General features: G+C 63.8%; 13 protein-coding genes and 1 pseudogene. 9 read left to right on the top strand and 5 right to left on the bottom strand.

All coding sequences use genetic code 11. The annotated features are described in order from the left end of the window. Positions 1-2: 2 nt before the first annotated feature. A complete protein-coding gene (locus MUU56_RS12595; RefSeq protein ID WP_244767647.1) occupies positions 3-1,760 on the top strand; it encodes a thiamine pyrophosphate-binding protein in 1,758 nt (585 codons plus the stop codon). Positions 1,761-2,315: 555 nt separating this feature from the next. On the opposite strand, the gene MUU56_RS12590 is transcribed toward MUU56_RS12595, so the two are convergent. The 5 genes and pseudogenes from MUU56_RS12590 to MUU56_RS12570 all read right to left on the bottom strand — a co-directional run bounded on the left by MUU56_RS12590 (position 2,316) and on the right by MUU56_RS12570 (position 6,907). Next, a complete protein-coding gene (locus MUU56_RS12590) occupies positions 2,316-2,780 on the bottom strand; it encodes an Hsp20/alpha crystallin family protein (protein ID WP_398432071.1) in 465 nt (154 codons plus the stop codon). Positions 2,781-2,883: 103 nt separating this feature from the next. After that, a pseudogene (locus MUU56_RS12585) lies at positions 2,884-3,449 on the bottom strand (biotin transporter BioY). A 96-nt stretch (positions 3,450-3,545) separates the two neighbouring features. Then, a complete protein-coding gene (gene accC / locus MUU56_RS12580) occupies positions 3,546-4,898 on the bottom strand; it encodes an acetyl-CoA carboxylase biotin carboxylase subunit (RefSeq protein WP_244767646.1) in 1,353 nt (450 codons plus the stop codon). A 37-nt stretch (positions 4,899-4,935) separates the two neighbouring features. Continuing rightward, on the bottom strand, positions 4,936-5,445 hold the full coding sequence (accB, locus tag MUU56_RS12575; RefSeq protein WP_244767645.1) for an acetyl-CoA carboxylase biotin carboxyl carrier protein: 510 nt from the start codon (positions 5,443-5,445) through the stop codon (positions 4,936-4,938). Next, complete coding sequence (locus tag MUU56_RS12570) at positions 5,432-6,907, bottom strand: pyruvate carboxylase subunit B (protein ID WP_244767644.1); 1,476 nt, start codon at positions 6,905-6,907, stop codon at positions 5,432-5,434. Before MUU56_RS12570 ends, accB begins: the two co-directional genes overlap by 14 nt. Positions 6,908-7,442: 535 nt before the next feature. On the opposite strand from MUU56_RS12570, the gene MUU56_RS12565 reads away from it, so the two are divergent. From MUU56_RS12565 to MUU56_RS12530, 8 genes are all read left to right on the top strand, one after another. Beyond that, positions 7,443-8,732: an ABC transporter substrate-binding protein gene (locus MUU56_RS12565; RefSeq protein WP_244767643.1), complete on the top strand. Its 1,290-nt coding sequence runs from the start codon at positions 7,443-7,445 to the stop codon at positions 8,730-8,732. Between the two features lie 60 nt (positions 8,733-8,792). Then, complete coding sequence (locus MUU56_RS12560; protein ID WP_244767642.1) at positions 8,793-9,689, top strand: branched-chain amino acid ABC transporter permease; 897 nt, start codon at positions 8,793-8,795, stop codon at positions 9,687-9,689. Then, a complete protein-coding gene (locus MUU56_RS12555; RefSeq protein ID WP_244767641.1) occupies positions 9,686-10,651 on the top strand; it encodes a branched-chain amino acid ABC transporter permease in 966 nt (321 codons plus the stop codon). Before MUU56_RS12560 ends, MUU56_RS12555 begins: the two co-directional genes overlap by 4 nt. After that, positions 10,648-11,397: an ABC transporter ATP-binding protein gene (locus MUU56_RS12550; RefSeq protein WP_244767640.1), complete on the top strand. Its 750-nt coding sequence runs from the start codon at positions 10,648-10,650 to the stop codon at positions 11,395-11,397. The genes MUU56_RS12555 and MUU56_RS12550 overlap by 4 nt, the downstream gene beginning before the upstream one ends. A gap of 4 nt (positions 11,398-11,401) precedes the next feature. Then, positions 11,402-12,055 carry an ABC transporter ATP-binding protein gene (locus MUU56_RS12545; protein ID WP_244767639.1) on the top strand — a complete coding sequence of 218 codons (654 nt, stop codon included), beginning with the start codon at positions 11,402-11,404 and terminating at the stop codon, positions 12,053-12,055. Between the two features lie 43 nt (positions 12,056-12,098). Further along, complete coding sequence (locus MUU56_RS12540; protein WP_244767638.1) at positions 12,099-13,121, top strand: NAD(P)H-quinone oxidoreductase; 1,023 nt, start codon at positions 12,099-12,101, stop codon at positions 13,119-13,121. 104 nt (positions 13,122-13,225) lie between these two features. After that, positions 13,226-13,987: an IclR family transcriptional regulator domain-containing protein gene (locus MUU56_RS12535; protein WP_244767637.1), complete on the top strand. Its 762-nt coding sequence runs from the start codon at positions 13,226-13,228 to the stop codon at positions 13,985-13,987. A 118-nt stretch (positions 13,988-14,105) separates the two neighbouring features. Continuing rightward, a partial coding sequence (locus MUU56_RS12530) for a CoA-transferase (protein ID WP_280531055.1) occupies positions 14,106-14,227 on the top strand: 122 nt, incomplete at its 3' end.

Here is a 14,227-nt window from a genome sequence, read left to right as displayed (position 1 = left end):
CAATGACCGAAGCAAAGCTGACCACAGCGACATCCGACGCAACGATCCGCCTCACGGGCGGGGAGGCGATTGCCGAAATTCTCGAACGGGCGGACGTCGGGCCGATGTTCGGCATGGGCGGGTTTCAGCTTCTGCCCTTCTACGAAGCCGTCCGGCGCAAGGGGTTACGCCATCATCTGATCAACGACGAGCGGTGCGGAGCCTTCGCCGCCGACGCCTGGGCGCGGATGTCCGGACGGCCGGGCGTGTGCGATGCGACGCTGGGGCCGGGCGCCACCAACCTTGTGACGGCGCTCGTCGAGAGCTTCAACGCCGGGATTCCCCAGGTCGTCTTCGTCGGCGATACCCACCGCGATCATTCCTGGAAGAACATGACGCAGGAGACCCGGCAACTCGACATCCTGCGTCCCGCCGTCAAGGAGGTGATGCGTATCGAGCGGCCCTCCCGGGTGCCGGAGGCGGTGCGCCGCGCCTTTGCGGTCGCCACCTCCGGCAGGCCCGGACCCGTCGTGGTCGACGTGCCGGAAGACGTCGCGCACGAAGTCCATGACTATTCGGTCGCCGACTTCTGGATCGATCCGGCGACGACCCGGTTCCCGGGTTATCGGTCGAGACCCGATGCGGGTGATGTCGAGCACGCTGCTGCGGTCATCGCGGCGGCGAGGCGACCGCTCCTGCTGGTCGGCGGCGGCGTGCATATCTCCCAGGCCTACGAGGCGCTGCGGGCCTTCGCCGAAGCCCACGCGATCCCGGTCGCCCACACGCTCTCCGGCAAGGGCGCCATCGCCTGCACGCACCCGCTTTCGGCCGGCCTGTTCGGCCGCTACTCGCGCATCGCCAACGAACTGATCGAGGCCAGCGATTGCCTGATCGTCGTCGGCTGCAAGCTGGGCGAGATCGCCACCAAGCGCTTCCAGCTCTTCAACGGCCACGCGCCCGTTATCCATGTCGAGGTGCTTGCGGAGGAGATCGGCCGGACCACCCGGACGGACCATGCGCTCGTCGGCGACGCGCGGCTGGCGCTGGAGGACCTGTCCGCCGCCCTCTATGGCGAAGCTGTCCGGGCATGCGCCACCCGCGCGGACTACGCGGCCGAGATTCCCGCACGCATGCGCAGGTGGCGGGATGGCGCCGCCGACCGCCTTCTTTCGAGCGAGGTGCCGATCAACATGGGCCGAATGTTGCATGAGCTGAATGAGGCGATGCCGGCCGAGTCCGTGCTGGTCGCCGACGGCGGCTTCGCCGCCCATTGGGGTGGGCTGCTCTACGATACCAAGGCGGCGGGCCGGAGGTTCGTAGCCGACCGGGGTTTTGCCTCGATCGGCTACGGCCTTCCCGGAGCGATGGGCGCACAGCTCGCGGTGCCCGACCAGCCGGTCGTCGCCATCACCGGCGACGGCGGGTTCAACATGACGATCGGCGAGCTGGAAACCGCGCGCCGGGCCGGCACGCCGTTCACGCTGATGATCGTCAACAACGCTGCCTCCGGCTACATCAAGGCGTTGCAGCATGCGATGTACGGTGCCTATCAGTCTTCGGATCTCGTGGAGATGAACTATGCCCGGATCGCCGAGGACTTCGGCTGCCAAGGCATCCGTGTCGAACGGCCCGAGGAACTCGGCCCGGCCATCCGCGCTGCGAACGAGGAGCGCCGCCGGCCCTCCGTTATCGACGTCGTTGTCACGCGCGATCCCGCAAGGATGCTGCCGGGTGTCGATAATCGCACCTTAAAAGTGACCAAGGGAGACAGGCCGGTTTGAGGAGCAAGTCGCGATCCCACAAATCGGATCGGACCATCTTGAAATGAACGTCCTCTGTTTCACGGTGTCCGGCGATGTTGCCTTTGCCATCGGTTCAATCATGGCTGCTCGCAATAAACAGGTCGTCGCTTCATATCCGTTCAAGAACTTTGCGCTCGATACGCTATGGAGACTTGTGAGATTTCCTCAAAGCGGCCGTTCGGCTTATGCGCGCTGAATGGTCGGCTTTGGGTGGCTACGCCGGAAAAATCATCGTTCGCTGACTGAGAGAGGAATGGCTGCTGTGCACCATTGGTTGAGGCACTGAGCGAAGCGGTGCGCAAACCCGCGAGCGGATATGCAACCTCACATTGACGGTACGATAATGTTGCGTGGTGGAATCAAACGACAGACTGGCTCCCGCCAAGCAGATGCTTGAGGCCGGCAACCACCTTGCGCGCCGGCGGCGGCATCGTATACCTTCTGCCGCCGCCGGTTGGCGAAAAGGGCGCGAGGCACCTTGTCCCGGTCCATAAAACGGAACACGGGGACGGCGCCTCTGCTGCCCGCCATGCGTCAGCCTTTTATGGCGATGCGCTTGACCTGTGACTGCGCCTTCCCGCTCTTGGGCAGGGTCACCGTGAGCACGCCATTCTTGAAGCGGGCGTCTATCTCCTCTTCCCTGATTTCGCATCCAAGCGGTATGCGCCGCTCGAAGCGACCGTAGACGCGCTCAGAGAACCGCTTGTCCTTATCTTCCGTTTCGGAGCGCTTCTCGCCCTTCAGCGTCAACACGCCGTCATTCAGCAGGACCTCGATGTCCTTCTCTTCCAGCCCGGGCACTTCGGCGGTTATCCTGATCTCCTTCTCGCCGTCGGAGATCTCGACGCTCGGCCAGCCGTCGCCGAAGGCGGAAGCGCCGCTGAACGCGGGCAGGTTCGAGCCGAAGCCGCGGAAGACATCGTCGAACATGGTTGGCCAACTGGAAGCGCTGGCGGAAGGCGCGTTCGGCGATGCCGCGATGCAGGTACTGACCCTCATCCACGCCGGTCCGTTCGCTGGCCACCGTCAACAGGTTCTGCATCGTTCGCCCCTGCTTCTCAACATGGACTTGCGAGAACGACATCATCTGGAAACCGCCAGCTCAGCGAACTGCGGAGGCCTGCCGGCCCGCCGGCGTGATGATGGGATAGGATTTCCTGACGATAACGATGACGGTTGCGGCGATGACGCACTTGATGATGTCACCCGGCAGAAACGGCAGGGAGCCCGTCAGCGCCGTGGAAAGCGGAATCCGGGCGACGGCGGCGCTCCATGGAACGCCGATCCCGTAAAGCACGACGATCCCGCCCGTCGCGGATGCGAGGAAGGCCGTGACATGGCCGAGGCGTTGCCAGAGACGTTCCACCAGGAGGCCGACGACGACGTGACGACCCATCCCAGCAGGAAGCCGCCGGTCGGCCCCATGCAGGCGCCGAAGCCGCCGCGACCTCCCGAGAGAAGCGGCAGGCCGATCGCAACGAGGATCAGGAAAAGGATCATCGACAGGCCGCCGCGCCTGGCACCGAGAACGCCGCCGGCGAGGATGGCACCGAGAGATTGCGCCGTGATCGGCACGCCCACGACCGGCAGGGTCATGGGCGGGAAGACGGCGAGGGCGGCCGTGATGGCGGCAAAGGTTGCTATGAAGACGGTGTCACGCGTTTCCATGTGGTTCGGCGGGCAGGACGCGTATCATCCGGGTCCGCCGCGGAGCAGCGGACCATGCGTTTGGCGGCGGGGCGCCTTGCCGCTGCCCCGGGATTGCTATTTTCCGAGCAGCGTCGCGACGAAGGACGTGTTGAAGACGCCGGAGACGAACTGCTCGTTCTGAAGGATTTCCTTGTGGAACGGCGCCGTCGTCGTGATCGCCCCGAGGTCGAGCTCGTCAAGCGCCGCGATCATGCGGGCTCTCGCCTCCTCGCGCGTCTGGCCCCAGCAGATGAGCTTGCCGACCATGGAATCGTAGAAGGGCGGAATGACGTATCCGGCCTCGATATGCGTATCCATCCGAATCCCGAGGCCGCCGGGCATATGGAAGCGCTTCACGGTGCCGGGGCATGGCATGAAGTTCTGTTCGGGGTCCTCGGCATTGATGCGGCATTCGATGGCGTGGCCGGAGATACGGATATCGTCCTGCCGGATGGCAAGCGGAATGCCGCTGGCGACTTCGAGCTGCATCTTGATGAGGTCGAGCCCGGTGATCATTTCCGACACGGGATGCTCGACCTGGATGCGGGTGTTCATCTCGATGAAGTAGAACTTGCGCTCATCGAGATCGAACACGAATTCGATGGTGCCGGCATTGGTGTACTTGACCTCGCGGCAAAGATTGACCGCGGCGGCGGCAAGTTCCTGGCGCAGCCTGTCGTCGAGAACCGGAGAGGGGCCTTCCTCGATCAGCTTCTGATTTCGCCGTTGGGTCGTGCAGTCGCGCTCGCCCATATGCAGGAAGGTTTCCCCGTCGCACATCACCTGGATTTCGATGTGGCGGATGTTGGTGAGATAGCGCTCGATGTAGACGGAGGAGTCGCCGAAGGCGGTTTCGGCCTCGGACATGATTTCGGAAAGATCGCTTTCCAGGCTTTCCATCTGGCGCACGACGCGCATGCCGCGCCCGCCGCCGCCTGCCGCCGCCTTGATCAGCAGGGGGAAGCCGACATCCTTGGCGACCTTCAGCGCCTCGGCGAACTCGGTGATCGCGCCGTCGGAACCGGGAACCGTGGGCACGCCGGCCTTCTTCGCGATCTTCTTCGCCTCGATCTTGTCGCCCATCTGGTGGATGACCTTGCTGGACGGGCCGATGAAGATGATGCCTTCCTTCTCGCAGGCGGCCGCGAACTCCGCGTTTTCGGCAAGGAAACCGTATCCGGGATGAATGGCGTCGGCACCGAAGGAGAGGGCGGCGCCGAGAACCGCCTGCTGGTTGCGGTAGCTCATATTGGAGCGCGCAGGTCCGATGCAGACGGCCTTGTCGGCGAGCCGTACCGGCAAGGAATTTGCGTCCGCCTCCGAGTGAACCAGGATGGTCGATATGCCGAGCTCGCGACAAGCGCGGATAATACGAAGAGCGATCTCGCCGCGATTGGCGATCAACACTGTTTTGATCAACGCAGACATGCAAATTCTTTCCAGTTGAGTGTGTTTACGACGGCCTTCAGTTGGTCCTGATGACCATCAGAGGCTGGCCGTATTCGACGGGCTGCTCGTTCTCGACCAGGATCTTCGTGATGACGCCCTCGACCTTGGCTTCGACATTGTTCATGAGCTTCATGACCTCGACGATGCAAAGCACGGTGTCGGATTTGACACGATCCCCGACATTGACGAAGGCCGGGGCGCCCGGCTTCGACGCCGCATAGAAGGTACCGACCATGGGAGCCTTGATGACCACCTCGTTCTCGGCGGGCTGCTCATAGGCAGCGGGCGCCTGGGCCGCCGGCTGAACGGCGGGCGCGACGGCGGGGGGTGCCGGGACGGCCTGCACCGGCGCGGCGGCGGACTCCTTCGCGATCTTGCTGTCGGCGAAGAACGAGGAATTCTCGTTCCGCGACAGCGAGATTTCGACCTCGCCGACCTTCAGGTAAAAGTCCTTCACGTCGTCAGCGACATTGATCCACTTCAGGATCGCGTTTACTTCCTTGATCGCCTCGTTATCCATTGGCATTGACCTTCTCGACTCCAAGTTTCAGTTCAAAGTTTGCGGTTTTGATCGCCAGGGCGCGCTTGCCGGTGTTTTGCGCGTGGGCGCGCTTGATGAGGGCAAGCAGGGAGCTGCCGCCGTCGGCCGGGGCGGCTTCCTTTTTGGCCTTCACCATCTCGTCCACCTGCGTCCCCGCGAACATCGCGCGCAGGAGCAGCGTGTGGATGTCGTCGTCCGGATAGCGCGCGGCGAGATCGGGCAGCATGGGCGCAATAGGGCCGGGCTCGGCGGCGATTTCGGAGGCGCCGTTGCGGATGATGCGCTCGCGCAGTTCCGGATCGATCGGCGCCAGCAGCTTGCCGTAGTAGCCGAGGACGTATTTCTTGATCTCGTTCGGCACGATCTTGTAGCGCTCGCCGGTGATGACGTTGAGCACCGCCTGGGTGCCGACGAATTGCGCGAACGGCGTGATCATGATGGGATAGGCAAGCTCCGAGCGGACCTTGGCGACTTCCACCAGGAGTTCGTCGAAGCGGTCCTCGAGGCCGGCCGTCTTCAACTGCGACTGGAAGTTCGACAACATGCCGCCGGGAATCTGGTGCATGTAGTGGAGGCCGTTGTATTCGACCGGCACGCCGAGCGGCTTGCCTTCGTCTTCGGCGATCTGGTGAAGCCGTTCGCTCACCCTGGCGATGCGCGCCATGTCGAGGTTCACCTCGTAGCCGAGCGCCTTCAGGTCGCGCACGACACTCTGCACGGCAGGCTGGCCGTTGGCATTCGCCAGCGGCGCGATGGAGAGGTGCAGCACGTCGACACCGTGCTCGACGGCCTCGAGATAGACCAGCGGGGCAAGCGCCGTGAGGCAGTGGCTGTGGATTTCCAGAGGCCGGTCGCCGATCAGATCCTTGATCGCAGGGACCAGCGTGCGGATGCGCTCGGGTGTCAGGAGGCCGCCTGCATCCTTGAGCATGAACGCATCTATATCCGTCTTCTCCAGATATTCCCTGGTCTTGGCGATATAGAGTTCGTCGGTATGCACCGGGCTCTCGCAATAGGACAGGGCGCCGAAGGTGTAAGCACCCAGCTCCTTGGCTCTGCGCAGCCCCGGCGCGATGTTGTCGATGTCGTTCAAACCATCGAACGAACCAATCACACGGAAGCCATTTGCATAAAGGCTATCCACCCATGATTGTATTATATCGTCAGGAAGAAAATCAAAGGATGCGATGTTCCGCGAACGGATCAGCGCGCGGAACTTCGTGCCCGGCGCGCGCTCGTGAAGTAGTCTTACGCGCTCCCAGGGGTCTTCCTTCAAGTAACGAACAGAAACGTCGAATTGAATGGGAGCGACGAGGTCGATCTGTGTATATCCTGCCGCGGTGATATCGTCGAGCATCGAAAGCATGTGTTCCGTGCGCATGCGCGTTGCCCAAAGGCTCTGCTGGCCATCGCGAAACGTCGTGTCGACGATTTTGATCTCGCGCATGCTTCCGGCCGGGCGGCCGCCATTGGCCATGATCTGTGATATAGTCTGCATATGATCTTTAGCCACAGCAAAACTCCCGTTGAATTTTGATCTCGATATGAAAAATTCTCCGAATGAGATCGAAATCTCTGGAAAAACTCTGCGAGATCAATGGTTTGATTGTGTAATCGTGCACAGTATATCCTCCTGATGCGCAAGATTACGATTGTGAAGCTAGTTTTCGGACCAGCCGCCCGTCAACAAAAAAATCGCTATTTGACATTTGTTCGCATTTCGCACGCCACGCTGATTGACGGTCTGACCGAAAAGATAATAGTCTGTTTGTCGGACAATGAAGCTCGCCAGAATTGGGGAGCGGGCCGGGCGCCGATGGGGCGTGATGCCAGAGACTTGGAGGGGCTTTTTGCTGGGCGGCCTCGTCCAGGCGGGCTCCTATGTTCGGCCGCCCAGGGGCGCGCCGATCTCAAGAATGGACGAGGCGATCAATTCCGGCCGCAAATGCCGTTTGGCCGGACGCAAACCGGGAGGAGAACCGATGCGAAATTTTGTGAAGTTTGGCGGACTGTTGGCCGCGCTGATCGCCGGCACGAGCACTGCCGCTGCAAAGGACACCTTCAAGGTCGGCATCGTGACCTTCCTTTCCGGGCAGGCGGCGCAGAGCTTCGGCGTTCCGGCAGCCAACGGCGCGAAGCTGCTGGTCAAGAAGCTCAATGCCGGCGAAGTGCCCGCGCCCTACAACACGCCGGGCATGGGCGGCATGCAGATCGAAGCCGTCCTGATCGACGAGGCGGGGGGCGCCACCGTCCAGGTTCAGGAATACCGCAATCTGGTGCAGCGCGAGAAGGTCGATGTCGTCATCGGCTATGTCGGTTCGGGCGACTGCCTTGCCGTCGCGCCGGTCGCCGAGGAACTGAAGACGTTCACCATCCTCTACGATTGCGGCACGCCCCGCATCTTCGAGGATGCCGACTATCAGTACGTCTTCCGTACCGCCGCGACCGCGACGCAGGACAATGTCGGCCTCGTGCGCTATCTGAAGGCGCTCGGCGTCGATATCAAGACCTATGCAGGCATCCATCAGGACTATGCCTGGGGGCATGATAGCTGGGTCGACTTCAAGGCCGCCATGGGCCGGATCTATCCCGAGGCCACGGTAGCGGCCGAGCTGTTCCCGGCCTTCGGCGCCGGCCAGTACGGAACGGAGATCTCTGCGCTCATGCAGAGGCGCGCCGATGTCATCCATTCCTCCCTGTGGGGCGGCGATCTCCAGTCCTTCATCCTGCAGGGTCTGCCGCGCGGCCTCTTCAGGCAGGCGCAGGTTGCCTTGTCCACCGCAGACCATGTCCTGCCGCCGCTCGGCAACAACATGCCCGAGGGCGTGATCATCGGCGCGCGTGGCTCCTACGGCTACATGGCGCCGGAAAGCGCGCTCAACACCTGGTGGGACGCCGCCTATCGCGAGGCCTACGACAACGTCGTGCCGGTGCAGGGTCCCTATCGCATGGCGCAGGCGCTTCTCGGCCTGAAAAGCGCCGTCGAAAAGGCGATGAAGGAAAACGGCGGCGTCAAGCCGTCCTCCGAGCAACTCTCCGCCGCCATGACGGGCCTGTCCTGGGAAAGCCCCGCGGGGCTGATCGAGATGACGAACGGCAAGGGCCATCAGGCGATCCAGTCGATCGGCTTCGGACGCACGCAGAAGGACAAGGACGGTAACATCGTCCTCGGCGACATCCTCCACTTCGACGCCCGCTGCGTGAACCCGCCGGCGGACAAGAAGAGCATCGAATGGATCGAGGCGGGTTTCCCCGGCGCCGACTGCGACTGACCAAGGCTGCCGGGGCGCGCAGCCCCGGCCTCCCGCAACACCGACGATCGGTTTTCTGACATGGACCTCATTTTCACCATTCTCTTGGATGGGCTTATCTATGCCTCGTGGCTTTTCATCGTCGCGCTCGGGCTGACGCTCGTCTTCGGCGTCCTGAAGATCCTCAACTTCGCCCATGGCGGGCTCTACGCGCTCGGTGCCTACGGGGCCGCGATCGCCGTGCCCTTCTTCGCCGGCCTCGGCATGCCCGAGTGGTTCAGCCTGCTTGCCATGTTCATCGCCGCGGCGGCCGTGGCCATCCTGATCGCACCGCTGATCGAACGCGGGCTGCTGCGCTACTTCTACGGCCGCGACGAAGTGCTGATCCTTCTCATCACCTACGCTGTGTTCCTCATTTTGGAGGACGTGACGAAGATGATCTTCGGCGTGAATCCCTACTATGTCTTCGAGCCGCGCAACCTCCTCGGCAATGTGGAGATGGGGTCGCTGTTCTATGTCGGCTACGACCTCGCGCTGATCGGCCTTGCCATCGTGTGCGGTCTCGGCGTCTGGTTCGGCCTCAACCGCACGCGGATCGGCAAGATCACGCTCGCCGTCATCAAGGAGCCGGAAGTGAGCCAGGCGATGGGCGTCAACATCGCGCGCATCTATCTCCTCGCTTTCGGCGTCGGCGTCTTCCTCGCCGCGCTCGGCGGTGCCTTCACGAGCCCGTTGATCTCGGTGCAGCCGGGCAACAGCGTTTCGGTCATCGTCGTCAGCTTCGCCGTCGTCATCATCGGCGGCCTCGGCTCGATCCCCGGCGCGGCGATCGGCGCGCTGATCGTCGGCATCGCCCGCGCCTTTGCGGTCTACGAGCTTCCGGAAGCCGAGATCTTCATCATCTACCTCGTGATGGTGGCCGTGCTGATCTTCCGGCCGGAAGGCCTTTTCACTCCCATCAAGGCGCGCAAGATATGAACCCGATCCTTCGCACATTCGGCCTCGCCGCGCTCGGCGCGCTGGTCTTCATCGCCATCGGTCTCGTCGTGCCGGCCTGGTTCCTCTTCACCATGACCAAGGCGGTCGGCTTCGGCCTCGTCGCACTCGGTCTCGTCGGGCTGCTCAGGGGCGGGCTGCTCAGCTTCGGGCAGGGGCTCTACTATTGCGGCGGCGCCTATGTCTCGGGCCTCATGGCGAACTGGGCAGGCGTCACGGATATGATCGTGCTGCTTTCCGTCGGCTGCATCGCCGGCGGCCTGATCGCCGCCCTGGTCTCGCCGCTGGTCGCCCGCTATCGCGGCATCTTCTTCGCCATGCTGACCATGGCGCTTTCGATGGTGGCCTACGGCGTCCTCACCAAGATCGCCGCCATCGGCGGATCGGACGGCTTCAACGTCCCCAAGCCGACCCTTCTCGGCTACCACCTGGCGGAGACCGGCTTCGGCCTCTATGCCATCGCCGTCGTCATCGCCGCGCTTGCCGCCGCGGTCTGTCGGGTTCATTTCGACAGCGGCCTCGGCCTCATCGCCAGCGCCGCGCGCGAGAACGAGTTGCGCATCGAATATCTGGGCGCCTCGGTGTTCTCCGTCAGCACGCGCAGCTTCATCCTCGCCGGAGGCCTGGCCGGGCTCGGCGGCACGCTGAACGGCGTCGCGCTCGGCCATGTCGATCCCTTCTTCAGCTATTGGACGACGTCGGGCGAGATGGTCTTCATCGCCATCCTCGGCGGCTATGCCTCGGTGACGGCCGTCTTCGGCACGGCGCTGGTCACGGAACTCGTCCGGTCCTTCTCCGGCCAGTACTTCCCCGAAAGCTGGCAGATGCTGCTCGGCATCTTCCTCCTGCTCGTGATCGTCTTCCTGCCGCGCGGCGTGGGGTCGATGTGGGCGAAGCCGGCGAAAAACCATGCAATCCGCAGCATCAAGGAGCCAGCGACGTGAGCGGTGCAGTCCTCGAGGTAAAGGGCCTCATGAAATCCTTCGGCGCGCTGGTCGCCGCCAACAACCTGAACGTGGAGGTCATGCCCGCCGCCCGGCTGTCGCTGATCGGCTCCAACGGCGCGGGCAAGACCACCTTCGTCAACATGGTGACGGGCTATCTCAAGCCCGATGCCGGCCAGGTGAAGCTGGACGGCAAGGACATCACCCGCCTGCCGCCGCGGCTCATCACGCGGGCAGGCCTCGGCCGCTCCTTCCAGATCCCGCAGCTCTGCGAGGCCATGACGCCGGTCGACAACATCCTCGTGGCGCTGGAGATCGCGGGCGACGGCGGGTCGGTCTTTCGTCCGGCGCGCACGAAAGGTTCGCTCGACAGGGCCGTCGAGATGCTGGAGCGCTTCGGGCTGGAGCGCTACGCCGGCCGTCCCGTGAACGAATTGCCGGGCGGGGTGCGCAAGCTGATCGATATCGCCATGTCGCTTGCCAGCCGCCCGCGCGTGTTCCTGCTCGACGAGCCCACATCGGGCGTCAGCACGGAGGAGAAGTTCCCGCTGATGGACAAGGTCATGGCCGCGCTCGAGGGGGAACGCTCCGCGGTGATCTTCGTCGAGCACGACATGGAGATCGTGACGCGTTACGCCGACCGGGTGCTCGCCTTCTACTCCGGCGAGATCATCGCGGACGATGCGCCCGACGAGGTGCTGAACGATCCCGCCGTGCAGAAATACGTCACCGGAACGGCGAGGTAAGGCGATGCTGACTATTCGTGACATCAACGTGAAAATCGGCCAGGTCGAGGCGGTCCGCAACTTCTCGATGGATGTGCCCGCCGGATCGATGATTGGCCTGGTCGGCCGCAACGGGGCCGGCAAGACCACCGTGATGCGCGCCATCATGGGCCTCGCCAGGCTCAGCGGCGGCTCCGTCACCCTCAATGGTGAGAACCTGGAGAAGGTCGACATCCATCGCCGCCCGGCGTTGGGCCTCGGCTACATGCCGGAAACCCGGGGGCTGATCCCGGACCTGACGGTCGAGGAGAATATCCTCCTGCCGACATGGGTGATGCGCGGCATCGACGGCAAGGCGCGGCTGAAGCTCGTCTACGACATCATGCCGGAACTGATGCCGATGGCCGACCGCAAGGCGCTTCTCCTGTCGGGCGGCCAGCAGAAACTGGTGGCGCTCGGCCGCGCGCTCACCGTCGGCACCCGGCTTCTCCTGCTCGACGAGCCCTTCGAGGGCGTCGCCCCGGCGCTCGCCCAGCGCCTCTCCGAGGTGATTTCCTCGCTGAGGAGCGAGAGCCTCTCGACCATCATGAGCATGTCCGAGACCACCCATTCCGAAAGCCTGCTCGACCAGGTCTGGCGCATCGAACGCGGCGCGAACGTCGCGGCGGGCGCGGCGTGACGCCCGGCGCAAGACCCTCTTCCGATAGAAAGGATATCATCTCATGCAAACGACACGATCCGTCATCGCCGATGGGGCCGGAGGTCCCGAAGTCCTGCGCATCGTCGAGCGCGCCTTGCCGGCGCCTGGTCCGAACGACATGGTGGTGCGGGTTCACGCGGCGGGGATAAACCGGCCCGACGTGATGCAGCGGCAGGGCAACTATGCGCCTCCGCCCGGCGCGAGCGACGTGCTCGGACTGGAACTGGCGGGGACCGTCGAGGCGGTCGGAACCGACGTGACGCGCTTTGCGCCGGGCGATCGGGTGCTGGCGCTGGTCGCCTCCGGCGCCTATGCCGAACGTGCCGTGGTACACGAGGATGTCGCCATCGCCATTCCGGCGGGGATGAGCTTCATCGAGGCGGGCGCCGTGCCCGAGACCTATTTCACGGTCTGGAGCAATGTCTTCGAGCGTGCCGGCCTTGCCGATGGCGAGACGCTTCTCGTGCATGGCGGCACCTCCGGCATCGGCTCGACGGCGATACAGGTGGCCAAAGCGCTCGGGGGGCGGCGCGTGATCGCCACGGCCGGCTCGGACGAGAAATGCGCGGCCTGCCTGGAGATGGGCGCCGATCATGCGATCAACTACCGGACTGCGGATTTCGTGGAGGAGGGGCGGCGGCTGACCGAGGGCCGCGGGCCTGATGTGATCCTCGATATGGTGGGAGCGCCCTATTTCCAGAAGAATCTCGACCTGATCGCCCTCGACGGGCGGATTTCCCAGATCGCCTTCCAGTACGGCAGCCGCGCCGATATCGACCTGGCTCCGCTTCTGTTCAAGCGGGTGACGATGACCGGTTCGACCTTGCGCGCCCGCCCCGTCGCCATGAAGGCCCGCCTTGCCCGCGTCCTGGAAGAGCACGTCATGCCGCTCCTGGCGGCGCGGCAGGCCTTGCCGGTGATCGACAGCGTCTTTCCCTTCGAAAAGGTCGCAGACGCCCATGCCCGGATGGATGGGGGCAGCCATGTCGGCAAGATCGTTCTGGCGATGACCATGGAAGCCGACGCCACCGCCGGCGGCGGGTGACCGTCGCTGACGGTGCATCCGGCAATCCATCTTTTCGTCGAAACCTCACCATGCCCGGGCCTTTGCGAAGGCCCGGCAAGGCGCCCGATACGGGAGGCAGGATATTGACCGCAAACAAGCGCGATTTGATGGGGGGGCTCGCGAAAGGCCTGCGGGTGATCGAGGCCTTCACGGCGGAAGCCCCGAAGCTCAGCATCACGCAGGCTGCCGGGCGCATCGGCCTCGACCGCGCCACGACACGCCGCTGCCTGCTCACTTTGGCGGAACTCGGCTACTGCGCCTATGACGGGAAGTTCTTCACCATCACGCCCCGCGTCCTGCGCCTGGGGACGGGCTGCCTCGCATCCATGCCTCTCCACAAGATCGTGCAGCCGATGCTGGACGAGGTGTCCGAGGAGATAAGGCAGAGCACGTCCGTCTCGATCCTGGATCATACGGAAATCGTCTATATCGCCCGGGCCGCGCAGACCCGCGTCATGTCAATCGCGCTGATGCCGGGTTCCCGCCTGCCTGCCTATTGCACCTCCATGGGGCGCGTTCTGCTGGCGGCACTGCCCGAAGCAGAGGCGCAGGGCATCCTGGAAGCCTCGACGCTCGCCCGGCGCACCGAGTTCACACAGACGAGCCTCAAGGGCATCATGGAGGAGTTGGCCCGTGTGCGCCAGCTTGGCTATGCCCAGATAGACCAGGAGGTCGAGATCGGCCTCAGGTCGATCGCCGTTCCGCTGAAGAACACGCGTGGCAGGACGGTCGCGGCTTTGAATACAGGGCTGCCCGCAGCAATCGTGCGCATGGAGGATGCGGTCCAGGAGTTCTTGCCATCGCTGCTTCGCGTTCAGAAGGAATTCGCGACCCTGTCATTGTAATGCCAAGGAAACAACGCCGCCGGGCACATGCGGAGCCGGACGGGCGAACATCGCCGCTTCGCTTGCCGCATCGATATTCTAACGGAGGGGCGGTTCTATCCGCCGCATTGAAAACACCATGGACAAGACACTTGCAAGCCTGGAGGCCGCCGTCGCGGAGATTGGCGACGGCTCGGTCGTGATGATTGGCGGTTTTGGCGGCTCGGGCGCGCCGATCGAGCTGATCCACGCCCTGATCGA

Source organism: Shinella yambaruensis, from assembly GCF_022899355.1.
GTDB classification, from domain to species: Bacteria; Pseudomonadota; Alphaproteobacteria; order Rhizobiales; family Rhizobiaceae; genus Shinella; species Shinella yambaruensis.
This window is presented reverse-complemented; position numbering and strand designations above follow the sequence as displayed.